27 protein-coding genes and 1 tRNA gene are annotated in these 26,494 nt (G+C 67.4%); 16 read left to right on the top strand and 12 right to left on the bottom strand.

Annotated elements, in window-relative coordinates; genetic code table 11:
* Nucleotides 1-5: 5 nt before the first annotated feature.
* Nucleotides 6-788 carry a helix-turn-helix domain-containing protein gene (locus tag BKG60_RS23515; RefSeq protein WP_070185339.1) on the bottom strand — a complete coding sequence of 261 codons (783 nt, stop codon included), beginning with the start codon at nucleotides 786-788 and terminating at the stop codon, nucleotides 6-8.
* 384 nt (nucleotides 789-1,172) lie between these two features.
* On the opposite strand from BKG60_RS23515, the gene BKG60_RS23510 reads away from it, so the two are divergent.
* On the top strand, nucleotides 1,173-1,466 hold the full coding sequence (locus BKG60_RS23510; protein ID WP_019344794.1) for a WhiB family transcriptional regulator: 294 nt from the start codon (nucleotides 1,173-1,175) through the stop codon (nucleotides 1,464-1,466).
* A 232-nt stretch (nucleotides 1,467-1,698) separates the two neighbouring features.
* On the opposite strand, the gene BKG60_RS23505 is transcribed toward BKG60_RS23510, so the two are convergent.
* On the bottom strand, nucleotides 1,699-1,965 hold the full coding sequence (locus BKG60_RS23505) for a DivIVA domain-containing protein (RefSeq protein WP_075910084.1): 267 nt from the start codon (nucleotides 1,963-1,965) through the stop codon (nucleotides 1,699-1,701).
* Nucleotides 1,966-2,016: 51 nt separating this feature from the next.
* On the opposite strand from BKG60_RS23505, the gene BKG60_RS23500 reads away from it, so the two are divergent.
* The gene (locus BKG60_RS23500) at nucleotides 2,017-2,985 is read left to right on the top strand and encodes a pirin family protein (RefSeq protein WP_075910083.1); all 969 of its coding nucleotides are present in this window, start codon (nucleotides 2,017-2,019) and stop codon (nucleotides 2,983-2,985) included.
* Here BKG60_RS23500 and BKG60_RS23495 read toward each other — a convergent pair.
* From BKG60_RS23495 to BKG60_RS23480, 4 genes are read right to left on the bottom strand one after another with little or no spacing between them, the layout of a single operon-like run.
* Entirely contained in the window at nucleotides 2,982-3,485 is a 504-nt protein-coding gene (locus BKG60_RS23495) for a pyridoxamine 5'-phosphate oxidase family protein (RefSeq protein ID WP_070185342.1), read from the bottom strand. The two genes, BKG60_RS23500 and BKG60_RS23495, sit on opposite strands and share 4 nt — an antisense overlap.
* Nucleotides 3,486-3,527: 42 nt before the next feature.
* Complete coding sequence (locus tag BKG60_RS23490) at nucleotides 3,528-4,685, bottom strand: hypothetical protein (protein WP_075910082.1); 1,158 nt, start codon at nucleotides 4,683-4,685, stop codon at nucleotides 3,528-3,530.
* Nucleotide 4,686: 1 nt separating this feature from the next.
* Nucleotides 4,687-7,146 (bottom strand): GAP1-N2 domain-containing protein, encoded by a 2,460-nt coding sequence (locus BKG60_RS23485; protein ID WP_075910081.1) that lies wholly within the window; start codon nucleotides 7,144-7,146, stop codon nucleotides 4,687-4,689.
* Nucleotides 7,143-9,179, bottom strand: coding sequence for a SaeA-related protein (locus BKG60_RS23480; protein ID WP_479724690.1), 2,037 nt, complete (start codon nucleotides 9,177-9,179; stop codon nucleotides 7,143-7,145). Before BKG60_RS23480 ends, BKG60_RS23485 begins: the two co-directional genes overlap by 4 nt.
* Before the next feature lie 123 nt (nucleotides 9,180-9,302).
* Here BKG60_RS23480 and BKG60_RS23475 point away from each other — a divergent pair, with 123 nt between their 5' ends.
* From BKG60_RS23475 to BKG60_RS23460, 4 genes are read left to right on the top strand one after another with little or no spacing between them, the layout of a single operon-like run.
* Nucleotides 9,303-9,944, top strand: a complete 642-nt coding sequence (locus tag BKG60_RS23475) for a nitroreductase family protein (protein WP_075910080.1) — start codon at nucleotides 9,303-9,305, stop codon at nucleotides 9,942-9,944.
* A gap of 30 nt (nucleotides 9,945-9,974) precedes the next feature.
* The gene (ygiD, locus tag BKG60_RS23470) at nucleotides 9,975-10,739 is read left to right on the top strand and encodes a 4,5-DOPA-extradiol-dioxygenase (RefSeq protein ID WP_075910079.1); all 765 of its coding nucleotides are present in this window, start codon (nucleotides 9,975-9,977) and stop codon (nucleotides 10,737-10,739) included.
* Nucleotides 10,740-10,789: 50 nt separating this feature from the next.
* The gene (rfbA, locus tag BKG60_RS23465) at nucleotides 10,790-11,656 is read left to right on the top strand and encodes a glucose-1-phosphate thymidylyltransferase RfbA (protein ID WP_070185347.1); all 867 of its coding nucleotides are present in this window, start codon (nucleotides 10,790-10,792) and stop codon (nucleotides 11,654-11,656) included.
* A gap of 27 nt (nucleotides 11,657-11,683) precedes the next feature.
* Nucleotides 11,684-12,430: a hypothetical protein gene (locus tag BKG60_RS23460; RefSeq protein WP_075910078.1), complete on the top strand. Its 747-nt coding sequence runs from the start codon at nucleotides 11,684-11,686 to the stop codon at nucleotides 12,428-12,430.
* Nucleotides 12,431-12,433: 3 nt separating this feature from the next.
* Here BKG60_RS23460 and BKG60_RS23455 read toward each other — a convergent pair whose 3' ends face one another.
* On the bottom strand, nucleotides 12,434-12,589 hold the full coding sequence (locus tag BKG60_RS23455; RefSeq protein WP_207553898.1) for an alpha/beta fold hydrolase: 156 nt from the start codon (nucleotides 12,587-12,589) through the stop codon (nucleotides 12,434-12,436).
* A 129-nt stretch (nucleotides 12,590-12,718) separates the two neighbouring features.
* A tRNA-Leu gene (locus BKG60_RS23450) sits at nucleotides 12,719-12,801 on the bottom strand.
* A gap of 273 nt (nucleotides 12,802-13,074) precedes the next feature.
* On the opposite strand from BKG60_RS23450, the gene BKG60_RS23445 reads away from it, so the two are divergent.
* From BKG60_RS23445 to pknB, 7 genes are all read left to right on the top strand, one after another.
* A complete protein-coding gene (locus BKG60_RS23445) occupies nucleotides 13,075-14,520 on the top strand; it encodes a DUF3662 and FHA domain-containing protein (RefSeq protein ID WP_075910077.1) in 1,446 nt (481 codons plus the stop codon).
* Between the two features lie 132 nt (nucleotides 14,521-14,652).
* Complete coding sequence (locus BKG60_RS23440) at nucleotides 14,653-15,120, top strand: FHA domain-containing protein FhaB/FipA (protein ID WP_055119261.1); 468 nt, start codon at nucleotides 14,653-14,655, stop codon at nucleotides 15,118-15,120.
* Between the two features lie 31 nt (nucleotides 15,121-15,151).
* Entirely contained in the window at nucleotides 15,152-16,669 is a 1,518-nt protein-coding gene (locus BKG60_RS23435) for a PP2C family protein-serine/threonine phosphatase (protein WP_075910076.1), read from the top strand.
* Entirely contained in the window at nucleotides 16,666-18,081 is a 1,416-nt protein-coding gene (locus tag BKG60_RS23430; RefSeq protein ID WP_070946661.1) for an FtsW/RodA/SpoVE family cell cycle protein, read from the top strand. Before BKG60_RS23435 ends, BKG60_RS23430 begins: the two co-directional genes overlap by 4 nt.
* Nucleotides 18,078-19,553 carry a D,D-transpeptidase PbpA gene (pbpA, locus tag BKG60_RS23425; protein WP_075910075.1) on the top strand — a complete coding sequence of 492 codons (1,476 nt, stop codon included), beginning with the start codon at nucleotides 18,078-18,080 and terminating at the stop codon, nucleotides 19,551-19,553. The genes BKG60_RS23430 and pbpA overlap by 4 nt, the downstream gene beginning before the upstream one ends.
* A gap of 130 nt (nucleotides 19,554-19,683) precedes the next feature.
* Nucleotides 19,684-20,964, top strand: coding sequence for a serine/threonine-protein kinase (locus BKG60_RS23420; protein WP_070185386.1), 1,281 nt, complete (start codon nucleotides 19,684-19,686; stop codon nucleotides 20,962-20,964).
* The gene (gene pknB / locus BKG60_RS23415) at nucleotides 20,961-22,832 is read left to right on the top strand and encodes a Stk1 family PASTA domain-containing Ser/Thr kinase (RefSeq protein ID WP_075910074.1); all 1,872 of its coding nucleotides are present in this window, start codon (nucleotides 20,961-20,963) and stop codon (nucleotides 22,830-22,832) included. Before BKG60_RS23420 ends, pknB begins: the two co-directional genes overlap by 4 nt.
* Here pknB and BKG60_RS23410 read toward each other — a convergent pair.
* The gene (locus tag BKG60_RS23410) at nucleotides 22,810-23,484 is read right to left on the bottom strand and encodes an aminodeoxychorismate/anthranilate synthase component II (RefSeq protein ID WP_070185388.1); all 675 of its coding nucleotides are present in this window, start codon (nucleotides 23,482-23,484) and stop codon (nucleotides 22,810-22,812) included. The two genes, pknB and BKG60_RS23410, sit on opposite strands and share 23 nt — an antisense overlap.
* A 31-nt stretch (nucleotides 23,485-23,515) precedes the next feature.
* Complete coding sequence (locus BKG60_RS23405) at nucleotides 23,516-24,265, bottom strand: DUF881 domain-containing protein (RefSeq protein WP_070185389.1); 750 nt, start codon at nucleotides 24,263-24,265, stop codon at nucleotides 23,516-23,518.
* A 94-nt stretch (nucleotides 24,266-24,359) separates the two neighbouring features.
* Here BKG60_RS23405 and crgA point away from each other — a divergent pair, with 94 nt between their 5' ends.
* A complete protein-coding gene (crgA, locus tag BKG60_RS23400) occupies nucleotides 24,360-24,644 on the top strand; it encodes a cell division protein CrgA (RefSeq protein ID WP_070185390.1) in 285 nt (94 codons plus the stop codon).
* A gap of 155 nt (nucleotides 24,645-24,799) precedes the next feature.
* Entirely contained in the window at nucleotides 24,800-25,219 is a 420-nt protein-coding gene (locus tag BKG60_RS23395; RefSeq protein WP_070946658.1) for a PH domain-containing protein, read from the top strand.
* Nucleotides 25,220-25,292: 73 nt separating this feature from the next.
* Here the strand turns inward: BKG60_RS23395 and BKG60_RS23390 are convergent, their stop codons facing one another.
* Nucleotides 25,293-25,820 (bottom strand): peptidylprolyl isomerase, encoded by a 528-nt coding sequence (locus tag BKG60_RS23390; RefSeq protein ID WP_075910073.1) that lies wholly within the window; start codon nucleotides 25,818-25,820, stop codon nucleotides 25,293-25,295.
* Nucleotides 25,821-25,967: 147 nt separating this feature from the next.
* Here BKG60_RS23390 and cwsA point away from each other — a divergent pair, with 147 nt between their 5' ends.
* On the top strand, nucleotides 25,968-26,366 hold the full coding sequence (gene cwsA, locus BKG60_RS23385; RefSeq protein WP_075910072.1) for a cell wall synthesis protein CwsA: 399 nt from the start codon (nucleotides 25,968-25,970) through the stop codon (nucleotides 26,364-26,366).
* Here cwsA and BKG60_RS23380 read toward each other — a convergent pair.
* A partial coding sequence (locus tag BKG60_RS23380) for an integrase core domain-containing protein (protein ID WP_138746402.1) occupies nucleotides 26,363-26,494 on the bottom strand: 132 nt, incomplete at its 5' end. The two genes, cwsA and BKG60_RS23380, sit on opposite strands and share 4 nt — an antisense overlap.

Raw genomic sequence — 26,494 nt, 5'->3', positions numbered from 1 at the left:
ACTGATCAGCGCATCGCGCCGATCAGGGTCTCCAAGGCGTGCACGGCGGGGGCGTCTACCGGGTATTCGGCCTCGGCGCGGGCCACGGTGTCCTCGGAAACTCCTGCCGCCGTTGCGGTTTCACTGAGCGTCAGGTTGGCCGCGCGACGCGCGGCATACAGGCGCTGCCCGAGGGTGGCTCCCGGCGCGGTGGCGGCGCGGGTGGTCAGTTCATCGATTTGGCGCCGGACCGCGCTGAGCGCCTTGATCAGGGCGGGCGTCACCATGCTGAGCCGCGCGGCGCGGGCGGCCACCGCCTCGAGCTGTCGCAGGTCGGCGAGCACGGACGTGACCCGCGGCGTGAACTCGGGTTCTCCGACTGCCGGCAGCGTGGCGATCGTCGACTCCAGCGTGTTCACCGCCGTCAGGACCGCCTGCGCGATCAGCGGTACCTCGTCATTGGCAGGCGGTGTGGTGGCCAAGGCCGGCTGCGCGGTGACGACGGTGGGGGGTTCAACGGCCGCCGGTGCAGGCATCGCCGGATCCGGTACCGGCCCGCCCTGGCGCAGCCGGGCGATGGTGCCAGGCGGCCAGCGCAACACCTCTTCGAGCTTGAGCCGGGTGCGCTCGCGGGGCCAGCTGCGGCCCTTCTCGAACGCGATGAGTGCCCCGGCATTGATGATCCCGTCGGCGGCGAGACTGCGTTGGCTGATGTCGAGTTCGCGGCGTCTGGCCGCGGCTGCAGCACCAGCGCGAATGAGTCCGACATCGAACTCGCCCGTGGCGAGGTCGTACTCAGCGTCGGTCATACGGGGCTGTTTCCTCGCCAATGTGCTCAGCCTCAGCCAGGTGCTGAAGCGGTTGCCGGGACGCCTCAATCCTAACCCCAGACCGCAGCACCGCTACGCATTGGGTTTTTCGCATTCGTAGCAAACAACCACGACGCTACGGCTTCCCTCGCGCTCAAACCGCGCTCACGCTACGGGTACAACGGGGTACCCATCAGCGTTCTGACGTGCGGTTTTAGATCCAAAGACCCTTTTCGCTGGTGATCGAGCATCGTTACCTTTGCAAATTTCCGTAGCGTTGCACCGCTGCGGTTCGGATCAAACTGTTGCATCGCTACGGTTCTTGCTATAGCGTTCCTCCCAACGCGGGACATACCGCAACAAAAGTCCTAACAGGAGCAGAGCATGAACGCACTGATGGCCAATGGCATCCCGCTCGGCGTGTGCACCAGTGACCCGGAGCGGTGGACCTCCACCCCCGACGATCAGGCGAAGGTCATCTGCCGGGAATGCCCGCGGCGCTGGCTCTGTGCCCGCGAGGCCTGCGAACTTCCTCGCGCCGAGGGACTTTGGGCCGGCATCATGGTTCCCGAGGCGGGCCGCGGCCGTACCTTCGCGCTCAAGCAGCTCCGCTCACTGGCCGAGCGCAACGGCTACCCGGTGCGCAAGCTGGGCCTGGTCTTTCCCGAAGCCGCCTGAGCCCAAGCCGGCGCAACACACCAGTATTTTTGTCTGGCCCTTGCGCTGCCGATTCGAGGGGACGGCAGGGCAAGGGCACATTTCCACTGGGGGAGGAATAGGGGCCCGGGGTATGTCGTTACACCCGCGGACGGTGTCGGGCATTGCCCCGGGCCCCACACCAGAATCGTCGCTTCGAGCGACCACTCGCCGCGAGGCGCAGTGACGGCACCGTCCCCAACTTCTCCTTCGACTACCGCTCGAGCGTGGCGACCACCGCATCGAGCAGAGCGTCCACATCGTCCTCGTTGTAGCCGCGCTGAAGAAGCGGCGGCTTGGGGAACGCGATGTTTCGGACATCGTCGGCATCGAGGTGGCCGCGTCCGTCGAGCCTCCGGGCCACCAGTGCGAGAAAATCATCCACCGACTTCTTGTCATAACCGCGCTTGCCCATCGGCGGCTTCGAAAATTCGGTGTTGCGAACGTCTTCGGCTGTCAATCCCCCGGTCATGCGGGCCATGTTAACCGCCTATCGCGTCCGGCTCGCCTGAACGTGGTTACCGTGAGGTTCATGAGCAACACCGACACGGCGCCTGCCGAAGTCACGTGCGCCAACTCGGAGTTCACCGGGGTTCTGCACCCGCGGGAGGTACCGCTGGGCGGGCCCCGGGCGATGCTGGTCAGGCGCACCCTGCCGCAGCGGGACCGGTCCATGATCGGTGCGTGGTGTTTCGCCGACCACTACGGACCCCACGACGTCCGGGCCGCCGGTCGGGGCATGGACGTGGCGCCCCACCCTCACACCGGATTACAAACAGTGAGTTGGCTTTTCGAAGGCCTGATCGAACACCGCGACAGCGCCGGAGTGCATGCCATCGTTCGCCCGGGCGAACTCAACCTGATGACCGCGGGTGCCGGGATATGCCACTCGGAGGTCTCGACGCCCGAGACGACACTGCTGCACGGCGTGCAGCTGTGGGTGGCCCTGCCGGACTCCGCTCGCGACACCGGGCGCGACTTCGCCCACTACGCGCCACCCCCACAAACCATCGACGACGCCACCATCCGCGTTTTTCTCGGTGAGCTGGCGGACTCGGCCTCCCCGGTACACACCTTCACGCCACTGTTGGGCGCGCAGCTCGACCTGGATCCGGGCGCGGTGCTGACGCTGGATGTCGACCCGGCCTTCGAGCACGGCGTCCTGTTGGACCAGGGCGAGATCGAGGTGTGCGGCACCACCCTGGCCGTCGCCGATCTGGGCTATCAGGCGCCCGGGCGCGCGCAGCTGCAGTTGACCAACCGCGGCGACGGCCCGGCCCGGGCGATCCTGTTGGGCGGGCCGCCGTTCACCGAAGAGCTGGTGATGTGGTGGAACTTCGTCGGCCGCAGCCACGACGACATCGTGACCTACCGCGAACTGTGGCAGGCCGGCGACGCACGCTTCGGAGACGTGCACGGCTACCAAGGCCACATCGCAAGGCTACCCGCACCGCCGCTACCCAACGGGCGGCTCAAACCGCGTCCGCGGCCGTCGGGTTAGGCGTTCAGATACTGGGCCGTGTTGCCGCCGACCGGCATCTCCGGCAGCCCGAGCTTGCGGTGGTCCCAGCTGCGCTGCCGGTTGGGCACCACCCGCACGGCGATACGGTTGTTCATCATCTGGTCGACGAACGGGCGCATCTCCTCCGTGTAGGGACCGGTGTAGCGCTCCCACACACTGATCCCCACGCGCAGCAGGGTCTCCGGATCGTCGACGATCTCGGCGGTGCCGTCGATCGACACCCCCCGCAGGGTGTTGTAGGTGTCGCCGTCCTCGATCATCACCGTGATCGTCGGGTCGCGACGCAGGTTGACCGCCTTCTGCGACTTGGCCTTGGTCTCGAACCAGATCTCACCGTCGAGCACCGCGTACCACATGGCGACCAGGTGAGGTCGGCCGTTGGGCAACACCGTGGCCATCGTGGCGGTGCGGCTGCGTTCGATGAATTCGGCGATCTCGTCATCGCTCATGACGATCTTCGTGCGCTCGTTCTTGCCCACCTGTCACCTCTCTGCTCACCTCAGCCCACCATAGCCACGGGCCTAGAGCACACCGAACTGCGAGGTCACCCAACGCACCGGATCCACACACCGGAACGGGGCAATGCCCCTGGCGTGCAGACGGTTTCCGGTGGGTGCATGGCCGAGTGCCGACACCGCGAAATACCGGCTGGCCAACCGCGGACCCGAGGACGGATTTTCGACGCCGGCCACGATCGAGCCGCCGTGCAGCCGGACCAAAAGGCTGCGCACCTCTTGGTCGAGCAGTTGACCGTCGACGTCGTCGTAGCGCTTGCCGTCGGAGGTGTCGCGCAGGAACGCCGCTCCCCCATTCGACATGACCAGGGCCCATTCCGAACCCTGCACGTCACGCAGCGCCCGCAGCACATCGAATTTGGACAAGATCACCGCGAGCTTGGGCTGGCCCGGGTTGACCGCCATCAGCAGATTGGCCAACACCGATCGCGGCTCACCGCCGCTGAACGGCTGGGGCGGTAGTAGGTCCTGCAGCTGATCGCGAATGGCTTTGACCCGCAGCGGGTCGAACATGAAGAACACCGCGTCGGCGTGGGCGAAGAACTGGAAGGGCGGGGCCCGCAGATCACCGTTCTCCAGGTCCTCGCCCGCCACATCCCGCAGCACCAGGAAGCGACGCACACCGTGCCAGACACCGATCGAGAACACCAGTGGCTCACGCTGATTCGGGGCCTGGGTGTGCACCGTCGGAGTGGGCGGCAGCAGGCCCCGCTGTACGTACAGCGGTCCCTCGTAGTTGGTGGCGTAGTTTTGCGCGGTGGCCCGGGTGACCGGTTCCATCAACACACCGAAGCGCTCGCACAACAGCTCGAGCTGCTTGACCAGCACCGCGATATAGAGGCTCTTGCCGGTCGCCCGTGCGCCGGCGAGCGCGATGCAGATGGCATGCCCCTCCCGAAAACCGTCGGGAAGCGTGAAGTGGCAGGTCGGGCAGATCTCCACCGCGTGCCCCTGCAACGCCCGGCTGGCCTCCGACCCCGGCGGCGGCGGGCCGTTGTAGCCCGGCGCGCGGGTCCAGGTGTAGAGCGGGCCGCAGTCGGCGGGCGCACCGACATATGCAGAGGCGACGTCGTCGCGATAGCGGGTGCCACCGGCCTGGGCCGGCAGCGTCCACAGGTGATTGTTCGGGCTCAGCAGAGTGAAGCACCGCGGGCATTTGCTCATGTCAGCCCCGGCTCCCCCTCAGTCGCTCCGCCAGCGACGGGTGCTCGCCCCGGCGCGTCAGCAGTCTGTTCACCATTTTGCGGTATCCGCGCATCGTCCCCTCAGAGGCATCACCCGACAACTGCGCCATCAACCCCACCACGGATTCCGCGTCGGTGCCGCCCATGGTGGCCGCCACCTGGGCGGCCAGCGTTCCGGCGAGCTCATCGACCGGGTCGAGCACATAGGCGCCGGACTCGGCCGCGGCGCTTCTCAGTAGGCTGATCGCCACCACCGTCACCGGCGCCAGCCGGCCGCCGTCGACCAGCGGCAGCACTCGGGCCACCGCCTGTGCGCCGCAACCGTTTTCGGTGACCAGATCGTTGCAGGCCTGCGGATACGGCTGACCGGTGAGCACACCCAGCAGCGCGAACGCCAGCAGCCGCACCGAGAAATCCGGGTGCACGGACGCCGGTTCCAATCCGGCCAGCACGTGATCCCACAGCGGCACATAGGAGCTCTGATGCGTGTGCAGATAGCCCTTGTGCAGCCACTCCTGCGGCTCGACGTGGCGTACCGCGGCGCACGCCACCGCCACGTTGTCACCGTTGTCCTCGATCACCTTGCCGGCCAGCCGGCGCAACGCGACCGAATCCGCCGCCCCCACCAGGGTTCGCAGTGCGGCCATCCTGGGCAGCGGCTCGGCTCCGATGGCCAGCAGCAGATCCGACGGGCTCCAGACCGAGGCCGCAGCCGCGGCAGCGAAGTGCTCGGGCTCGGTGATCCGCAGCCACCACAGCTGCGCACCGAGATCGCCGGCCAGTTGCGGCCCGTGCCGCCGCGACCGCAGCCCACGCAGCGCGGCGCAGATCCACACCGGATCCCACGGCTGCGCTTCGGCGAGCTCTGCGGGCTCGGGCACAGCGGCCGCCTCGGCCAGCCAGTCCAGCACGTCGTCAGCGATGGCGTTGCCCCCGGTGTCACCGTCGCGCAGCAACCACACCGCCAGCGACAGCCGGTCCGCGGCACCGATCCGCGCACGCACCCCCGGATCCGCCAGAGCCGGCAGCACGCCCTCGGTCAACGCCGTCACCAACCGGTCGTCGGCGACTCCGGCCCGCAACAACAGGTCGACAACCCGCAGCAATCGATCGGGCCCGTGTGTCCTGCTATCCTCTATGGCCGGCCCGATCGCCTTCCGCAATGCCGAAGGTGTTGGTTTCCCGTGAAACATTCTCGGCCCCAAAGGAATTGGGCCGTCTTGGGTCAACCACGCGTCATCGGCAATCGCCCTGGCGAAGTAGGTGGCATCGGCGAAGGCCGCACCCGCTCCGTCCGGCAACTCGTGCACGGCCCGCCACGCGTCGCCCGTCGTAGCGCCCACCATGGCCGAGAGCACGTCGGCGATGGTGTGCGCGGCCTCGGACCCGACCAGCGCACCCGGCGGCGAATGCGCGGCGATCACCTCATGGGCCTCCGCCTGCGCGTCGGCGAACTCCGGGTGCCGGGCCACCGCCATCGCCATCGGCCACGCCGGATGCAACCCGTCATCACGCACCTGGGTGGAGAACGTGTCGATGTCGTCGAGCACGCGGCGGGCCGACGCCGCATCGAGCAGCACCACCTGCGCCATCACCGACCACCGCGTCACCTCGATGCGGTGCCCACCGGCGGTACGGTGCGGATCACCGCCGAGCTCACCCAGCGACACCGTCTCGGACTCGCTGATCACCACCATGCCCGGCTCGATAGCGGCCACATCCCCCACCGGCACCGCGCTCAGCACCTGCCCGTTGTGCGGCGCGACCTGCTCGGCGCGATCGAACGTGGAAAAGCTCAAGCCCGCAGCGGTGCCCGGGGACATCAGGAAACTCACCAGGCCGATCCACTGCGCTGCCGTGTCCGGGGACTGCACGCCCAGCACCACCGGAGGCCCGCCGGCCAGCGCCGCGGCCACCGCATCCAACAACGCGAACAGCGTCGCCAACCGCCACGTGGCGGTATCCAACGCGAACGCCACCACGCTGTCCTTGGTCACCGCGCCGCCCACCTCCGGCAGCACCCCGGGAAGCACGGCCCGGGCCACCGCGGCGGCACCGTAAGGCTGCAGCCAGTGCGCAGACCGCCACCGTTCGATGGCCCGCCAACGCGGGTGCGTGTCGGGTGCCCGATCCAACAGCACGTGGGCGAATACGTTGCCCGGCCGGCCCATACTGTCCGACCCGGCCGGGAAGGTGTGCCAGTAGCCGGCGCCTTCGGCCAGATGGCGGTAGGCCAGCCGGCGAGGGCCCTGCTCAAGCTGCTCAGGGGTGGGGAAATCGGGTATCTGCCCCACCGGACGGAACACCGTGCGAACCCCGGCGATCAAGGCCTGCGTCTCCTCCGGCGTCAGATCGCCGCTGGTTTCCTTGACCTGCCAGCCACCGACATTCCCGACGGCATCGAACGACGTGTAGGCGAGCTGGCCGTAGCGCGAGGTCATAAGACTGTCGCGGTGAGCTGCAGGGTCTGCACCGGCGGATCCAGCAGCGCAACGGTCCGCAGCTGTACGGGATCCGGGATGTCCAGGAACAGCCGAATCCAGCCCTGCAGGCCACTGACATTGGCGGCCCACAGCTCGCCACTGCCCGATGCGGTCAGCGCCGTCCAGCGCAACTGCTTGGACGGCTGGTCGGCCAACTGTCCCTGCGCATCCAGCGGCGCCACATCCACCGGCTGGCCGTCGTGCACACTCAACGGCATCCGCTGAGGATTGTTGACCAACACGAACGAGGGCGAGCCCGGAAGGTCGTGTTCGGAACGCACCGCGACGGTGGCGGTGGTGGGGAAACCATTGGGGTCGCGGCCAATTCGCACCGCGTACTGCAGCCGCAGCATGCCGGGATACTCGATGCTGGCCACCGGACCGGTCACTCGCCGGCCGCCGGAGAACGCCACCGGCGCCAGGTGCAACGAGCAGCCACCCACCGGGAGCGCACCGGTCAGGTGCATACCGCCGTACTTCTCGTAATCCTCGAGCGAGATCTCGAAAGACCGGCCGGTCAGGCCGGCGCGGGGGTCGTGGCCCTTGGCCGCCAGGGTCACCACCACACCGGCGGCGCCGTCGGGCCACTCGAAGGTCAGCACCTGCTTGTTGCAGTACTCGACGAGCTCGATGTCACGGATCGTGCCGGTGCGCACCGCCGACACCGTCCGGCCCAGCACCGCGTGTCCGGCCAGGATCGTCACCGGCGTGAGGTAGGCCCGGCTCCAGCCCTGTGGCCAGGCCACCCCGGCCATCAGGGAGCGGTGGGTGCCGTCGGGTTGCGGCTGATCCGTCACCGGCCCGCGCAGCCGCAGGTCCGGGGTGAGCCCAACCTGATCGAGTGCTTTCTCCGGAAGCTCGGTGGCCGCCCCTCCGGCGCTCGGACCGGTCTGGCTGAGGTAGACCGCCACCTCAGCTCCCGGGGCAGCCCACGACACGTCGAACGTTTCGCCGTCGAATCCGGTATCGACCGTGATGTCGGTGACCGCCGACAGCACCGCCGACACCTCGACGTCGGCGTCGACGGGCTCGGAGAGCTTCACCCCTGTGTCGAGGTCGACGGCGCAGCGCACCCGATAGCGGTATCGGACCCCCCGCGTCACTGCGGAATCGACAAAACCTGTCCGGTGCTCGCCGTCGGCCAGGATGCGGTACTGCGCCTCGTCGATCCCGGATACATCGGCCGCGTCGTCCATCGGGATGCGGTACACGTGAACCGAACTCGACGTCGGGGGCGCCGTCCACTTTCCGATGACCAGGCCGTTGTCCTCGCGAACGGCTACGTCGCTGACCGGTGGAACCATGACCGCACTGGCGTACAGCACCGGCCGGGTGCTCAGGGCGTCGGAGCGAGACGTCCCGGTGATGACCCACACCTGGTAGTAGCGCACCGGGCCGGTCAACGGCCGGTCGTCACTGGCAGCCGACAACGGTGTGGCCGCGACCAGGTCAGCGTTTTCCGGGGATTTGGGCTCCCGGTCGTCGCCGCTGACCACCCGGTACAGCACCACTCCCCCGTTGGCCTGGTAGTCGGGCCAGCTGAGATCGACGACGCCGGGGCGGGCCGGATCGTGGCGGAATGCGATGGCGCGCACCTCACCGGCCGCGGGTTCCCGAGGCTCGGGCGCATTGACCGGGGCCCCGGATTCGAGCTCGGCGAGCAGCCTGGCCATCTCGTCGGCATGCTCGGCGACCGATCCGGGCAGCATCTCCCGGATCTGCTCGACATCGGTGCGCCCGGACCGGAGCACGAGCCGCAGATGGGCCTCTTTGAAACTGCGCGCCGCCACCGCGCCGGAGTCGACCAGTCGCTGACGCCAGGCCAGCAGTGGTGCCAGCCTGGGATCCGCGTCGTCGGCATCGTCGACGGGATACAGATCGGGCATCAGAACACCAAATCCCCGCCGGACGTGATCGCTGCGCGTCACGTGCTCCGGCAGCTCGAACAGCGCGAACTCCTGAGGTGCACAGGCCGACACTGGCCTGCACACCCAGAAACGCTACCGCAGCAGCGGCCTGGTCACCGCCACATGGTGGGCCACGCCGACGCGAGGGGTCGTGCACCACCACATATGGTCGGCACATCCGCAGCGTTCGCGATCTCCAGGAGGGACATGTCCCCTACCCGCTCCACCAGCAACGACGTGTGGGAAGTGATGTCGACAGCACGGACCATCCGGCGGTTCACCAGCGAACCGGTGGACGACGCGACGCTGACCCGCTGCCTGCAGGCCGCGGCGTGGGCGCCATCAGGAGCCAACGCACAAGCCTGGCGCTTCGTGGTGCTGCGCTCGGCCGAGCAACGCGCGGTGGTGGCCAAGGCAGCCGCCCAGGCGCTGGCCGTCATCGAACCCGTCTACGGCATGACCCGGCCCGCCGACGACGACACCAGCCGGCGGGCCAGAAACAACCGCGCCACCTACGAATTGCACGACCGGGCAGGCGAGTTCACCTCGGTGCTGTTCACCCAGCAGCGCTTCCCCACTGCCTCGGAACTGCTGCTCGGCGGGTCGATCTTCCCGGCCATGCAGAACTTCCTGCTGGCCGCCCGGGCCCAGGGGCTGGGCGCCTGCCTGACCAGCTGGGCGTCCTACGCCGGTGAACCGTTACTGCGGGAGGCCGTCGGGGTGCCCGAGGACTGGATGCTGGCCGGCCATGTCGTGGTGGGCTGGCCGCGTGGTTCCCACGGACCGGTGCGCCGCCGCCCGGTCACCGAGCTGGTCTGCATGGACCATTGGGATGGTCCGGCGCTTTAGGCTGAATTCATGGGTCCAGCATCTGCCCTGATGCCCGCGGCGTTCATCGGCCACGGCAGCCCGATGAACGCGCTCGCATCCAACCGCTTCACCACGGCCTGGCGCGGTTTCGGGCAGGCAGTGCCCCGGCCCCGCGCGATCCTGGTGATCAGCGCGCACTGGTACATCAACGCCACTGCGGTGACCGCGATGCCGCGCCCCCGCACCATTCACGACTTCTACGGATTCCCACCCGAGCTGTTCGCCGTTCAGTATCCCGCGCCGGGACTGCCCGAGTTGGCCGAGGAGGTCAGCGACGTGGTGCGTCCCACTTGGGTGGGTGCCGACGTGGACAGCTGGGGTATCGATCACGGCACCTGGTCGGTGTTGCGACACGCCTTTCCCGACGCGTCCATACCTGTTGTGCAACTGGCGATCAACGCCAACGAACCGGCCGAATACCACCTGCAGCTCGGTGCGAAGCTGGCTCCGCTGCGCGAGCGCGGCGTGCTGGTCCTCGGCAGCGGCAACATCGTGCACAACCTCGCCGGCATGGATGCGAGCCGGCCTGACGACGGCTTCGCCTGGGCCAGACGCTTCGACGACGCGGCCCGCGAGCAGCTCTTGCACTCCCCCGCCGATGTCCTCGCCCTGGAAAGCCATCCCGACTATGCGGCTGCGGTCCCCACCCCGGACCACTTCATCCCGATGCTGTACTTCGCCGGGCTCGCCGGTGCCGCAGCGGGTTCGGTCGAGACTCTGGTCACCGGCTACACCTACGGGTCGTTGTCGATGACGTCCTACCTGCTGCGTTGACTTGATTACCGCCGGGAGGCCGGACCCGGCGCGATAGGGTGACGGGCGTCATGCGCGGAATCCTTCTGGCCGGCGGGTCCGGCACCCGGCTGCATCCGATCACCACGGGTGTCAGCAAGCAGTTGCTGCCCGTGTACGACAAGCCACTCGTCTACTACCCGTTGTCCACGCTGATCATGGCGGGCATCCGAGACATCCTGGTGATCACCACGCCTACCGACGCGCCGGCGTTCCACCGCCTGTTGGGTGACGGCTCGGCATTCGGTGTGAACCTGAGCTACGCCGCGCAGCCGCAGCCCGAGGGCCTGGCCCAGGCGTTCATGATCGGCGCCGAGCACATCGGCACCGATTCGGTGGCACTTGTGTTGGGCGACAACGTTTTCTACGGCCCGAGCTTGGGTACCAGCCTGCGCCGGTTCCAGAATGTCAGCGGCGGAGCGATTTTCGCGTATTGGGTGGCCAATCCGACGGCCTACGGCGTGGTCGAGTTCGGCACCGACGGAACCGCCCTGTCCCTCGAGGAAAAACCGGTTGTCCCCAAATCCCAGTACGCCGTGCCGGGGCTGTACTTCTATGACAACGACGTCATCGAGATAGCGCGCTCACTGCGGAAATCTGCCCGCGGTGAGTACGAGATCACCGAGATCAACCAGACCTATCTCAACCAGGGCCGGCTCTCGGTCGAGGTGCTGGCCCGCGGGACGGCGTGGCTGGACACCGGCACCTTCGACTCCCTGCTCGACGCCAGTGACTTCGTCCGGACCATCGAACGCCGCCAGGGCCTGAAAATCGGTGTCCCCGAAGAGATCGCGTGGCGGGCCGGTTACATCGACGACGATCAACTGGTCGCACGCGCCAAGGAACTGCCCAAATCCGGGTACGGCGATTATCTGCTGAAGCTGTTGGAGCGCAAGTAGTCACTAGCCGGTACAAGGGGGATCCGGTTGTTTGAAACATACTTCGCCAATGACGGCGCCGCCGACGCAGCAGAATTCAACCGGACCCGCGAATTGATCGACCAGATGCTCGATGCGCTGGCCGGGATAGAGAATCCAGCTCCCCGCTCGCTCATCGCAGGTCTCGACGCGAGAGCAACATTGCCGATGCTCCCCTCCGCGATCCTGCGAAGTTACTTGAACCATTCCTTGTTCAACCTCAAGCACGTCACCGAAACCGTGACCCCGGGTCGGACGGTCTCGGTGCCGGTCGTCATGTCCGCATTACGCGTATCGCTTTTGGCCAGCTCTCGCCTGTCCTACGTCGTGGCAGCTCCGGACGCAGCGGTCGGTAGCGAGAGAATGGACACCATCCTGGCGCTGGAAGCCAGGTCCGTGAAGCAGTACATACGCAAGTTTCAGGCTCAATCAGAGCTGCCGGGCATGCATCCGGCACCGGGCACGAGCGTCACCGTGTTCGCCTCGATGCCCTTCCCCCGTGTCGAAATGACAGAGGGGCGTCTGCTGGGCAACTTGAAAGCAGAGACGCTGGCCGAGATAGTCGCCCAGACCGGGCACCCGGTCGGAGTGATCGACGTACTGACCGATCACCTGTTCCAGACGACGAGCGGTGCCGCCCACGGTTATATGTGGGTCGATCTGGAGGGCGTCGTCGCGCACTTCGTCCCCCAACTAGGTTGGACAGCCACGATCGCCAATATCGTGCTGACCAAGTTCATGAAGGCGATGAGTTGACAGTCACACCGTGGCGAAGAAGCGCCCCAGAGCGTCGGCCACGCGTTCCGGCGCCGTGTCGGTCGCGAAATGGGACTGGTCGGGCCAGGTGACGCGCTGCGCGTGCGGGAGTGCCTCGGCCAGGCGGTCCATACCTTCTGGAAGTGGTGCCCAGCTCAAGCCACCTTGCCGTCCGACGCTCTCAGTTGTGAAGCCACGACGTCAGTATCTATCTGGCCCTATCAAACAAGAAGGCCGCGAACTCTGTTGAGTCCGCGGCCTTCGTCGCAGTTCGTAGAACCGCTGCTGTGGGCGAAGGGGGACTTGAACCCCCACGTCCCGAAGGACACTGGCACCTGAAGCCAGCGCGTCTGCCATTCCGCCACTCGCCCGAATGACCGAGGCAGCGTAACACTGTCAGCGCATCGTTCCCAAACCGGCCGATCAGCAGGCCGATCGAGCGGCCGTCAGGTTGTCAGAGAACCCTTAACCTCATCTAGATCAGGTCACTGACCAGCATCGATCGGATTCTCAGAGTTCTGTTGGTCCCGCTTTACCGCACCTGGCCGATACCATGCTTGTGAGCAGTGTGGCCAGAGCGACACGCGGGAGCACGGGCCCCGTGACGAGGCGACGAACGACAACGAGAAAAGGCGGGCGGTGACATGGGTCTGGTCGACCGCATCGAACGCAAACTCGAGTCGACCGTCGGCGATGCGTTCGCCCGGGTCTTCGGCGGCTCGATAGTGCCCCGGGAAGTAGAGACGGCGTTGTGCCGAGAAGCCGAGTCCCGAGCCCGTACGGTGGCCGGTGGACAAGTTTTGGCACCGAACGACTACGTAATTACGCTCAGTGGCACTGACTATCAGAAAGTAAGCGCCGATACTGACCTGACCTCGACCGCATTCGCCAAGCATCTGGGGGGATTCATTCGTGATCAGGGGTGGCAAACGTATGGTGATGTGGTCGTTAGATTCGAGCAATCACCGAACTTGCACACCGGACAGTTCCGCGCACACGGCGCGGTCAACCCCGATTCGACCGCTGGCGAATCCGCGCGAGCCCAAGGCGACCATGCGTTCACCGCAGAATCAGGAGAACCACCTATGACCGATAACCCGAATTACCGCGGCGGCCAGGGACAAGGGCGGCCCGGCGACGACTACTACGACGACCGCTACGGGCACCCGCAGGACGATCCCCGCGGCGGCGGCCAATACCCCCCGGATCAGCCCGGCTACCCGCCGCAGGATCAGGGCGGCTATCCCCCGGCACGCGGCGGCTACGGCGGCGGCGACCGAGGTGGGTACCCCGATCAGGGCGGCTATCCGGACCAGGGCGGATACCCCGATCAAGGTGGGTACCCGGACCAGGGTGGCTACCCCCCGCAGTCCTACGAACAGCAGCGCCCGCCCGCCGGGTACGGCGGCCCGCCAGGCGGCGGCTATGACCGTGGCTACGGTGGGCAGCCGGGCGGTGGCTACGGCCAGCCCGCGCCCGGAGCGCCCGGCGGTCAACCCGGATACGGCGGTGACTACGACTACGGACGTCCGGACCCGCGCCAAGGCGGCGGCTACCCCGAACAGGGCGGCTACGGCGGCGGTCAGCCGCCCTACGGACGCCAGGATTACGGTCAGCCGCAGGACTACGGCCGCGGCTACGCCGAGCCTGCGCAGGGCGGCTACCCCGAGCAGGGTTACGGCGAGCCCGGCTACGGCGAACCCGCCGGCTACGGCGGGGGTGAGTACGGCGCGCCCCCGGGCGGTCCGGCCGGTTACGGCGGCCAGCCCGGCGGATACGGCGGTGGCGACTACGCCGCCGGCGGCGCTGCGGTCACCCTTCAGCTCGACGACGGCAGTGGCCGCACGTACCAGTTGCGTGAGGGCGCCAATGTCATCGGCCGCGGCCAGGATGCCCAGTTCCGGCTCCCCGACACCGGGGTGTCGCGGCGGCACCTCGAGATCCGGTGGGACGGACAGGTTGCGTTGCTGTCCGACCTCAACTCCACCAACGGCACCACGGTGAACAACGCGCCGGTGCAGGAGTGGCAGCTGGCCGACGGCGACGTCATCCGGCTCGGCCACTCCGAGATCATCGTGCGCGTGCACTAAGCCCTGCGAGACCGGACACACCTGAGTGGCAAGCGCGCGGCTTCGCCCTCACGGCGATCGGCGTCCAAGTATCGTGACGTTGCCGACGGTAGCTGAGCGATACCAGTGGGGCGGATACGGAGAGGACGTCAGATGCAGGGGTTAGTGCTGCAACTGACGCGCGTCGGATTCCTCCTGCTGCTGTGGCTGTTCATCTGGTCGGTGCTGCGCATCTTGCGAACCGACATCTACGCGCCGACGGGCGCCGTGATGGTCCGCCGGGGATTGGCGCTCCGCGGTTCCCTGCTTCCGAGCCGGGACGGGCGTCATATCGCGCGGCAATTGGTGGTCACCGAGGGCGCGCTGGCCGGGACCCGCATCACGTTGGGTGCCCAGCCGGTGCTGATCGGCCGTGCCGACGACTCCACCCTGGTGCTCACCGATGATTACGCTTCGACGCGCCACGCCCGTCTCTCGCCACGAGGTTCGGAGTGGTACGTCGAAGACCTAGGATCGACCAACGGCACATACCTTGACAGGGCGAAGGTGACAACAGCGGTAAGGGTTTCGATCGGAACACCGGTTCGAATCGGTAAGACGGTAATCGAGTTGCGTCCGTGAGGCCGCGCATGCGAGGAGCTCGAGACACACTATGACCCTCGTTCTCCGATACGCCGCGCGCAGTGATCGCGGGCTGGTTCGCGCCAACAATGAGGACTCGGTGTACGCCGGGGCGCGGCTGCTGGCGCTGGCCGACGGCATGGGTGGCCATGCGGCAGGCGAAGTGGCCTCGCAGTTGGTCATCGCGGCGCTGGCACATCTCGACGACGACGAGCCCGGCGGCGATCTGCTCAGCAAGCTCAACACCGCGGTCAGCCAGGGAAATGCCGCGATCGCGGCCCATGTAGAGGCCGACCCCGAACTCGAAGGCATGGGCACGACGCTCACCGCGATCCTGTTCGCGGGCAACCGGCTGGGCCTGGTCCACATCGGCGATTCGCGCGGCTACCTGCTGCGCGACGGTGAACTGACCCAGATCACCAAGGACGACACCTTCGTCCAGACGCTGGTCGACGAAGGCCGCATCACCGCCGAGGAGGCCCACAGCCATCCGCAGCGCTCGCTGATCATGCGGGCACTGACCGGTCACGAGGTCGAGCCGACCCTGATCATGCGCGAGGCCAAGGCCGGCGATCGCTATCTGTTGTGTTCGGACGGGCTGTCCGATCCGGTCAGCCACGAGACCATCCACGAGGCCATGCAGATCGAGGATGTCGCCGAAAGCGCCGACCGGCTCATCGAATTGGCGCTGCGCGGCGGCGGACCGGACAACGTGACCGTGGTGGTCGCCGACGTCGTCGACTACGACTACGGACAGACGCAGCCGATCCTGGCCGGCGCCGTGTCCGGGAACGACGACCAGAGCGCGCCGCCGGACACGGCTGCCGGACGGGCCTCGGCGTTCAACCCGCGCCGCAACGAACCGAAACGGGTGATCCCCCAGCCCGCCGAGCCGGATCGCCGGCCCCGCTCACGCCGCCGCATCCTCATCGCCGCGATACTGCTGGTGCTGGTGCTCGTCGGCGGGCTCGCCATCGGCCGCGAGATCATCCGCAACAACTATTACGTCGCCGAACATGAGGGCACCGTGTCCATCATGCGCGGGGTCCAGGGCACGTTTCTGGGCATCTCGCTGCAGGAGCCGTATCGGCTGGGCTGTCTCAACGCCCGCAACGAACTGTCGCTGATCAGCGTCGACCAGGACCGCAGCGCACTCGGCTGCCGGCTGATGGCGGTCGACGACATGCGTCCGTCGGCCCGCGCCTCGGTGCGGGCCGGCCTGCCCGGCGGTACCCAGGACGAGGCCATCCAGCAGATCAACGATCTGGCTCGCGGCTCGGTCCTTCCAGTCTGCGCACCGCGCACCGCGCCCACGACGACCAAGCCCACGCCGCCGCCCAGCCCGTCACCGTCACCCTCGCCGTCGCCGTCACCCGGGGCCACCCCGGCTCCGACACCGGGTGCCGAGCCGCAGGCCCCCGAATCTCCCGCACCCGAATCACCGGCCCCCGCCGTCCCGGCCCCCGTCGTACCGACGCCGTCGCCCACGGTCACCGCACTGCCTCCCCCACCGCCCGAACCGGGGATGAACTGCCGAGCTGTGTCATGACGACTCAACCCCAGTCGCCGGTTACCGTCATGCCGCCGCTTCCCAATCGGCGCAACGCGGAACTGCTGCTTCTGGGGTTTGCGGCCTTCATCACCACGGTCGCGCTGCTGATCGTGGAGGCCAATCAGGAACAGGGACTGAGCTGGGACCTGATCCGCTACGTCGTCGCGTTCATCGTCCTGATGGGCGCCGCGCACCTGGCTGTGCGCCGGTTCGCCCCCTACGCCGACCCCTTGCTGCTGCCGGTCGCCGCGCTGCTCAACGGGCTGGGCCTGGTGATGATCCACCGGCTGGACCTGGCCAAGGGCGAGACGGCCTCCGATGGGCTCGGCGGCACCGCCAACCAGCAGATGATGTGGACGCTGGTGGGTGTCATCGGGTTCTCCGTGGTGGTGGCCCTGTTGACCGACCACCGCATGCTCGCCCGATACGGATACATCTGTGCGCTGACCGGCCTTGTGCTGCTTGTCATTCCGGCGTTGTTGCCGAGGAAGTACTCCGAGCAGTACGGCGCCAAGATCTGGATCCAGTTCCCCGGCTTCTCGATCCAGCCCGCCGAGTTCTCCAAGATTCTGCTGCTCATCTTCTTCGCCGCGGTGCTGGTGGCCAAGCGTGACCTGTTCACCAGCGCGGGTAAGCATTTCCTCGGCCTCGACCTGCCGCGGCCGCGCGACCTGGCTCCGCTGCTGTTGGCCTGGGCCGCCTCGGTGGGCGTGATGGTCTTCGAAAAAGATTTGGGCACTTCACTTCTGCTGTACTCGTCGTTTCTGGTGCTGGTCTACGTGGCCACCGAGCGGCTCAGCTGGGTGGTCATCGGGCTGGCCCTGTTCGCCGCGGGAAGCATTGTGGCGTATCAGGTTTTCGGCCATGTCCGGGTCCGCGTCGAAACCTGGCTGGACCCGTTCGCCGACCCTGACGGCGCCGGCTACCAGATGGTGCAATCGCTGTTCAGCTTCGCCACCGGAGGCATCTTCGGTACCGGCCTGGGCAACGGGCAGCCCGGTACCGTGCCCGCCGCCGCCACCGATTTCATCGTCGCCGCGATCGGCGAAGAGCTCGGATTGGTCGGCCTGGCAGGCGTTCTCATGCTCTACACGATCCTGATCATCCGCGGCATGCGCACCGCGATCGCCGTGCGCGACAGCTTCGGCAAGCTCCTGGCCGCCGGGCTGGCCTCGACGCTGGCCATCCAGCTGTTCATCGTGGTCGGCGGCGTCACCAAACTGATCCCGCTGACCGGCCTGACCACCCCGTGGATGTCCTACGGCGGTTCCTCGCTGCTGGCCAACTACATCCTGCTGGCCATCCTGGTGCGCATCTCGCACGCCGCACGGCGGCCGATCACCACCACCCCCGGCCCCAACCCCACTCCCATCGCCGCGGCCAGCACCGAGGTGATCGAGAAGGTATGAACACCTCCCTGCGCCGGGTTGCAGTCACGATCATGGTGCTGATCGTGCTGTTGTTGGCCAACGCCACGATCACCCAGGTCTTCACCGCCGACGGGTTGCGCGCCGATCCGCGCAACCAGCGGGTCCTGCTCGACGAGTATTCGCGCCAGCGAGGCCAGATCACCGCGGGCGGTCAGCTGCTGGCCTATTCAGAGGCCACCGAAGGCCGGTTCCGGTTCCTGCGTACCTACCCCGATCCCGAGGTCTACGCCCCGGTGACCGGCTTCTACTCGCTCGGGTACTCCAGCACCGGGTTGGAGCGCGCCGAGGACCAGATCCTCAACGGCTCCGACGAACGCCTGTTCGGCCGCCGGCTGGCCGATTTCTTCACCGGCCGTGACCCGCGCGGCGGCAACGTCGACACCACGCTGAAGCCACCGGTCCAGCAGGCTGCCTGGAACGCCCTGCAGCACGGTTGTGACGGCCCCTGCAAGGGATCGGTGGTGGCCCTGGAACCGTCGACGGGCAAGATCCTGGCCATGGCGTCGTCCCCGTCGTACGACCCCAACCGACTCGCCACCCACGATCTGAACGCCCAGAGCGAGGCCTGGCAGCAGCTGCGCGACGACGCACAGTCCCCGCTGCTGAACCGGGCCATCGCCGAGACCTACCCGCCGGGCTCGACGTTCAAGGTGATCACCACCGCCGCGGCGCTGCAGTCCGGCAGTACCCCCGACACCGAGCTGACCGCAGCACCCCGGATCCCCCTGCCCGACAGCACCGCCACGCTGGAGAATTTCGGAGGAGCCTCGTGCGGTCCCGGTCCCACGGCCACGTTGCGCGAGGCGTTCGCCAAATCGTGCAACACCGCTTTCGTCCAGCTGGGGATCAAGACCGGGGCCGACAAGCTCAAGTCCACCGCCCAGGCCTTCGGTCTGGACTCGCCGCCGCCGACCATCCCGCTGCAGGTGGCCGAATCCACCACCGGCCCGATCGCCGACGGGGCCGCCCTGGGCATGTCCAGCATCGGGCAGCGCGATGTCGCGCTGACGCCACTGCAGAACGCGCAGGTGGCCGCGACCATCGCTAATGACGGCATCGCCATGCGCCCGTATCTTGTGGATAGCCTAAAAGGACCCGACCTGACCACCATCGCCACCACCGCGCCCGCCGAAGAGCGCCGGGCGGTGTCACCCCAGGTCGCAGCTACACTTACGGACTTGATGGTCGCCGCCGAGCAGGTGACTCAGCAGAAGGGAGCCATCGCCGGCGTGCAGATCGCTTCGAAGACCGGTACGGCAGAGCACGGGACGGATCCCCGTAACACTCCGCCGCATGCCTGGTACATCGCATTCGCACCGGCCTCGGACCCGAAGGTCGCGGTCTCGGTGTTGATCGAGGACGGCGGGGACCGGTTGTCGGCCACCGGCGGCGCACTTGCCGCCCCGATCGGACGCGCCACGATTGCCGCGGCGCTACGGGAGGATTCATGAGTCCGCGAAGGCGACCCGGAGTGAGGCGTCCGCTGACGATGCAACACGAGGGACGAGTGGCGTTGAGGAAACGGACCGTGGCCCTCGCAGCGAGGGACGAGCGAGGACCGGAGCGACTGGGAGTCGAGCCGTGAGCCCTCGCGTTGGAGTCACGCTGTCCGGGCGGTACCGGCTGCAGCGACTGATCGCCACCGGCGGCATGGGTCAGGTCTGGGAGGCCGTCGACTCACGGCTGGGCCGGCGCGTCGCGGTCAAGGTGCTCAAGGCCGAGTTCTCCACCGATGCCGAGTTCGTCGAGCGGTTCCGCGCCGAGGCCCGCACCGTGGCCATGCTCAACCACCCTGGTATCGCCAGCGTGTACGACTACGGCGAGACCGAGCTGGACGGTGAGGGCCGGACCGCGTACCTGGTGATGGAGCTGATCAACGGCGAGCCGTTGAACTCGGTGCTCAAGCGCACCGGCCGGCTGTCGCTGCGCCATGCGCTGGACATGCTCGAGCAGACCGGGCGGGCGCTGCAGGTGGCCCACACCGCAGGCCTGGTGCACCGTGACGTCAAACCGGGCAACATCCTGATCACCCCGACCGGCCAGGTGAAGCTGACCGACTTCGGTATCGCCAAGGCGGTCGACGCTGCCCCGGTCACCCAGACCGGCATGGTGATGGGCACCGCCCAGTACATCGCGCCCGAGCAGGCCCTGGGCCACGACGCCACCGCGGCCAGCGATGTCTATTCACTGGGAGTCGTTGGCTACGAATCGGTTTCGGGCAAGCGCCCGTTCACCGGCGACGGTGCGCTGACGGTGGCGATGAAGCACATCAAGGAAACACCGCCGCCACTGCCGGCGGATCTGCCGCCCAATGTGCGCGAGCTGATCGAGATCACCCTGGTGAAGAACCCGGGGATGCGCTACAAGTCAGGCGGTCCGTTCGCCGATGCGGTCGCCGCGGTGCGCTCCGGCCGCCGTCCACCGCGTCCCAATCAGGCCCCGACACTGGGTCGAGCCGCCCCGGCCGCGGTACCGTCAGCCGCTCAGGCCCGTGCCGCAGCGGACCTCTCGGGTCGCACACCGGTGACCGCGACCCGGGCCCGGCCCACCGCGGCCGCCGCCCATCGTCCGGCCCCGCCCGCCCGGCGCACGTTCTCGTCGGGTCAGCGGGCCCTGCTGTGGGCTGCCGGGGTACTCGGAGCGCTGGCCATCGTGATCGCCATCCTGATCGTGCTCAATGCGCAGGACCGCAAGGATCAGCAGCAGTCACCACCGCCCACGGTCACCGACACGGTGACCCAGACGACGCCCTACCAGACCCCGGCAGCGTTGCCGAACCTGGCACTCCACGTGATCATGCCCAGAGAAGCCGGAAGTGACGCTCCGGCCATATCAGGGGCACCGGAACAGATACTGCGATGACGACGCCACAGCATCTCTCTGACCGATACGAACTCGGTGAAATCCTCGGCTTCGGTGGCATGTCCGAAGTCCATCTGGCACGGGACACACGGCTGCACCGTGACGTCGCGGTCAAGGTGCTGCGCGCCGATCTGGCCCGCGACCCCAGCTTCTACCTGCGTTTCCGCCGCGAAGCGCAAAATGCGGCGGCGCTGAACCATCCGGCCATCGTGGCGGTGTACGACACCGGCGAGGCCGAGACGCCCAACGGGCCACTGCCCTACATCGTGATGGAGTACGTCGACGGTGTGACGCTGCGCGACATCGTGCACGGCGAGGGTCCGATCCCGCCGCGGCGCGCCATCGAGATCATCGCCGACGCCTGCCAGGCGCTGAACTTCAGCCATCAGCACGGCATCGTGCACCGCGACGTCAAGCCGGCCAACATCATGATCAGCAAGAACAACGCTGTGAAGGTGATGGACTTCGGTATCGCGCGCGCCCTGGCCGACACCGGCAACAGCGTGACCCAGACCGCCGCGGTGATCGGCACCGCGCAGTACCTGTCGCCCGAGCAGGCTCGCGGTGAGACCGTCGACGCCCGCTCCGACGTGTACTCGCTGGGCTGTGTGCTTTACGAAATCCTCACGGGGGAACCACCTTTCATCGGCGATTCCCCCGTCGCGGTGGCCTATCAGCATGTCCGCGAGGATCCGATCCCGCCGTCGCACCGGCATACCGGCATCTCCCCGGAGCTCGACGCCGTGGTGCTCAAGGCCCTGGCCAAGAACCCGGACAATCGCTACCAGACAGCCGCCGAGATGCGCACCGATCTGATCCGGGTGCACAGCGGTGAGGCACCGGAGGCGCCCAAGGTGCTCACCGACGCCGAGCGGACGTCGATGATGAACTCCGGCCCGATGCTGGCGCAGGGGGGCGGCGCGCCCACCCAGAACATGGTGGTGCCGCGGCCGGCCGACCGTAATACCTCGGTGGCCCGGTGGCTGATCGCCGTCGCGGTGCTGGCGGTGCTGACCGTGGTGGTCACGGTGGCGATCAACATGTTCGGCGGCAATCCCCGCGACGTGCAGGTGCCGGACGTCAGCGGCCAGCGTTCGGCCGATGCCGTTGCCGCCCTGCAGAATCGGGGATTCAAGACGCGCACGGACACCAAGACCGACAACAAGGTGGCCCCGGGTGTCGTGATCGGCACCGATCCGGCGGCCAACAGCATGGTGGCCGCCGGTGACGAGATCACCGTGAACGTCTCCCAAGGGCCCGAACAGGCCCAGATCCCCGACGTCGCCGGCCTGACCCCGTCACAGGCCCGGCAGAAGCTCAAGGACGCCGGGTTCGAGAAGGTCAAGGAGAGCGCGAGCCCGTCGACACCCGAACAGAAGGGTCGCGTGCTCGCCACGAACCCGCCGGCCAATCAGACCGCGGGAATCATCTACGAGGTCACGCTCGTGGTCGGCTCGGGCCCGGAGAACACCTCGGTTCCCGACTGCAAGGGCCAGAGCGCCGATGTGTGTAAGGAGATCCTGACCGCGTCCGGGTTCACCAACACGGTGGTCATCGATGTCGACCACACCGCACCCGCCGGCCAGGTGGTAGATACCGAGCCGACCTCGGGCACGTCGGTACCCAAGGACACCCCGGTACAGATCCACATCTCGAAGGGCAACCAGTTCGTGATGCCCAACCTGGTCGGCCAGTTCTGGGATGACGCCTACCAGCGGTTGAGCGCGCTGGGCTGGACCGGAATCTTGGACAAGGGCCCGGATGTGCGCGACAGCGGTCAGCGCACCAACGCCGTGGTCACCCAGAGCCCGCCGGCAGGCACCGGGGTGAACTTCGGGGCGAATATCACGCTGAGCTTCGCGTCGTAGCCGCCGCTACGGCGCGAGCCACCTCGGCTTCGAGGGCAGCCACCAGATGTTCCTCGGGGGCGGCACCGCATACGCCCAGCCAGTTGGCCAGCATGCGGTGCCCACCCTCGGTGAGGATCGACTCCGGGTGGAACTGCACGCCGTGAATCGGCAGCTCCCGGTGACGCACGGCCATGATCACGCCGCCGTCGGTCTGCCCGATCACCTCGAGCACATCGGGCGTGGTCTCGGGGAGGATCGTCAGGGAGTGGTAGCGGGTCGCGGTGAACGGATCAGGCAGGCCCTTGAGCACACCGGTATCGGCATGGTGCACGACGCTGGTCTTGCCGTGCAGCAGTTCGGGTGCCCGGTCGACGGTGCCGCCGAACGCCACCCCGATGGCCTGGTGCCCGAGGCAGACGCCGAGCAGGGGAGTGCCGGCCGCGGCGCACGCGCGCACCAGCGGGATCGTGGCGCCGGCCCGTTCCGGTGTGCCCGGGCCGGGGCTCAGCAGGACGCCGTCGAAGTCGGCGGCCACCTTGGCGAGGTCGGCTTCGGTGGCCAGCCGGTCGTCGTCGTTACGCCACACCTGCGCGTCGACCCCGAGCTGGCCCAGATACTGGACCAGGTTGAACACGAAGCTGTCATAGTTGTCGACGACCAGAACCTGCATCGACTCAGGCTACCGGCCGCGAAAACCACCGTTAATAGCCGACAGGGCCCGCGGGCTTGGCGTAGCGCATCCGCAACGGTTCGGTGTGCCCGGTCAGCTGAACCTCGGCGCGGGGTTCTTCGAGATAGCCCAGGCCGAACCGCACCACGTATTGCTTGTAGAGGGTGACGTTGGGGGCGGCGGCCAGGGCGGCCTGCATGGCGGACGCGTCACCGATCGCGGTGATCACGTAGGGCGGGCTGTAGGTACGGCCGTTGAGCAGCAGGGTGTTGCCGACGCAGCGCGGCGCCGACGTGGCGATGATGCGCTGGTCCTGCATCTGGATGCCTTCGGCGCCGGCACTCCACAGTGCGTTCAAGACGGCCTGGATGTCCTGCTGGTGCACCACCAGGTCGTCTGGGGAGGCGTCGCGGGGAAAGCGGCCCTGAGCGTCGCGCTGGGCGTCGTTGAGTGTGACAACCAGTCCGGGTCCGCGCATCGGGACCGTGCCCGCGTCGACGGCCAGTTCCGCGGAGCGCCGGGTGATCGCCCCGAGGGCCGCATGTGATGCGGGGGAGCCGCCGTGGTGGCTGTCGATCTCGGTCGACAGCGAATCGCGCTGGGCGGTGAGCCGGTCGACCGACTGTTGAGCCTCACGCACCAGGTCGACCAGGCGGGGCGCATCGCTGCGGCGGATCTCGTCACCGCCGGAGACCCCGTGGGTAGCGGCCAGGAGCAAGCCTGCGGCCAGGCAGACGACCGGGACGCCGAAACGCCACGGGGATCGATCCGGTTGGTCCATCGCAGTCTCTCCTGGACGTGCAGCTACGTTAGGCTCGTGAGGCATCCTGCCTCATCGTCGCACCGTGTGACGCCGACTGTCCGCGAAGGTACCCATGCCCAAGTCCAAAGTCCGTAAGAAGAACGATTTCACCATCAAGTCGGTGAGCCGGACCCCGGTCAAGGTGAAAGCCGGGCCGTCGAGTGTGTGGTTCGTCGCGCTGTTCATCGGCCTCATGCTGTTCGGCCTGTTGTGGCTGCTGGTTTTCCAGCTCGCCGCGACCAACCCGGTGGACACCCCGTCTTTCCTTCAGTGGATGGCTGACCTGGGTCCGTGGAACTACGCGATCGCCTTTGCCTTCATGATCAGTGGGCTGTTGCTCACGATGCGCTGGCGTTGACCCGAGCTGGCTTCATAATGAATTCATCTTACGTTTTCAGCGTTACCCGTTCAGCAACGTCGCGGATGCTCAATCACATCGTTGTGATTCATCCCCATTGGGGATAGCACCTGTGGATAACTCCATTACCCGCGGTAAGAGGGTGTGACGAACCCGTGCAGCAAACTCATTGGGGGCCACCGGCCGCCGGAGTCGCAGGTTGCGGCATAGGCGGACTTATGATGGCTATCGCAGCTGTGACCCTGATCACAGACCCACCCGGACGTGTTCTTGCCGGCATAGCTGGGGTGGGATTGCTCACGTTCGCAACATTGTCGTGGCGGGCACGACCCAAACTGGCAATTAACCAAGACGGTCTCACGGTCGCCGGCTGGTGGAGCAACCGAACATATCGCCGCAATGAGATCCGGAAAATCCGCATCACGGAGTTCCGCCGGATCGCCCGGAAGGTCCGCCTGCTGGAGATCGACACCGTCGACGACCACCTGGTGGTCCTCACGCGGTGGGATCTCGGAACCGACCCGCTCGACGTCCTGGACGCGCTCACCGAGGCCGGTTACGCAGCCCCGGGATGATCGGGCCCCACACAACACGCGACGCCCCCGGATTCGGGGGCGTCGCGCATCTGTAGGTGCGGGGTTGGGCCCGTTATGACACGGTGACCGATTCGACGACGACCGGATCAGTCGGCCGGTCCGAACGATCGGTCGGGGTGGACGCGATCGCGTCGACGACCTTCTGGGACTCCGGATCCACAACCTCGCCGAAGATCGTGTGGCGACGGTTGAGGTGCGGGGTCTGGCCGACCGTGATGAAGAACTGGGAGCCGTTGGTGCCCGGGCCCGCGTTGGCCATCGCCAGCAGGTAGGGCTTGTCGAACTGCAGCTCGGGGTGGAACTCGTCGGCGAACTGGAAGCCCGGGCCGCCGCGGCCGGTGCCGGTCGGGTCGCCGCCCTGGATCATGAAGCCGTCGATCACCCGGTGGAAGATGACGCCGTCATAGAACGGACCGGACGTCCCACCCGAGGCATTCTCGGTGCTGTAGTCCTTGGTGCCCTGCGCCAAGCCGACGAAGTTGGCCACGGTCTTGGGAGCGTGGTTTCCGAACAGTGCGATCTTGATGTCGCCGCGGTTGGTGTGCAATGTCGCCGTCGCGGTCTGAATGGGGCTCGTCACGGCTACTCAGTCTGCCATCCCGGCCGCCGCCGACGGTCAGATACCCCACCAACGCCCCCAGACTCCCGCGGAGATGGCAATGTGGATCTCAGCCGACAAACCCCGGCCACAGCTCACCCCCGCCGCCCGTGCCCAGAAAGGTGCCAGATGACCGCGAACGTCCAAACCCGGTTGGCCCCCCGTCAGCGCCTAGCCCGCGGTTTGAAATACAGCACCGTCGGCCCGGTCGACGTGACCCGGGGCGTGGTGGGCATCAGCGCCAACACCGTGTCCGCCGCAGCGGCCGGACTGCGCAAGCGCTACGAGTCGGGCAAGCTGCGCCGCCAGCTTGCCGCAGCCGCCCAGACCGTGGCGGCGCTGCCCGAGGTACTGCAGGAGGCAGCCGCAGCGCCACAGCCCAACCGCCGGCGCCGCCGGCTGGTGATCGCCGGGATCGCCGCGGCCGTCCTGGCCGGTGGGGCCGTGACGTTCTCGATCGTGCGACGCTCCACCCAGCCCGAGCCGTCACCGTTGCCGCCGAGCGTGGAAGTCAGCCCGAAGCCCTAGGTGTTCTTCACGGGTAGGTTGTGAACGCGTAGGCGCTCGATTGGTGTCATTCCGCCGATGCCGGTGTGGGGTCGGTGGTGATTGTAGTGATGCAGCCAGTGCTGGTAGGTTCCGGCGCGTTCGGCCTC

The sequence above is a fragment of the Mycobacterium syngnathidarum genome (assembly GCF_001942625.1).
In the GTDB taxonomy this organism is placed as follows: domain Bacteria; phylum Actinomycetota; class Actinomycetes; order Mycobacteriales; family Mycobacteriaceae; genus Mycobacterium; species Mycobacterium syngnathidarum.
The sequence above is the reverse complement of the archived record's forward strand: the minus strand, read 5'-3'. Positions and strand labels throughout refer to the sequence as shown.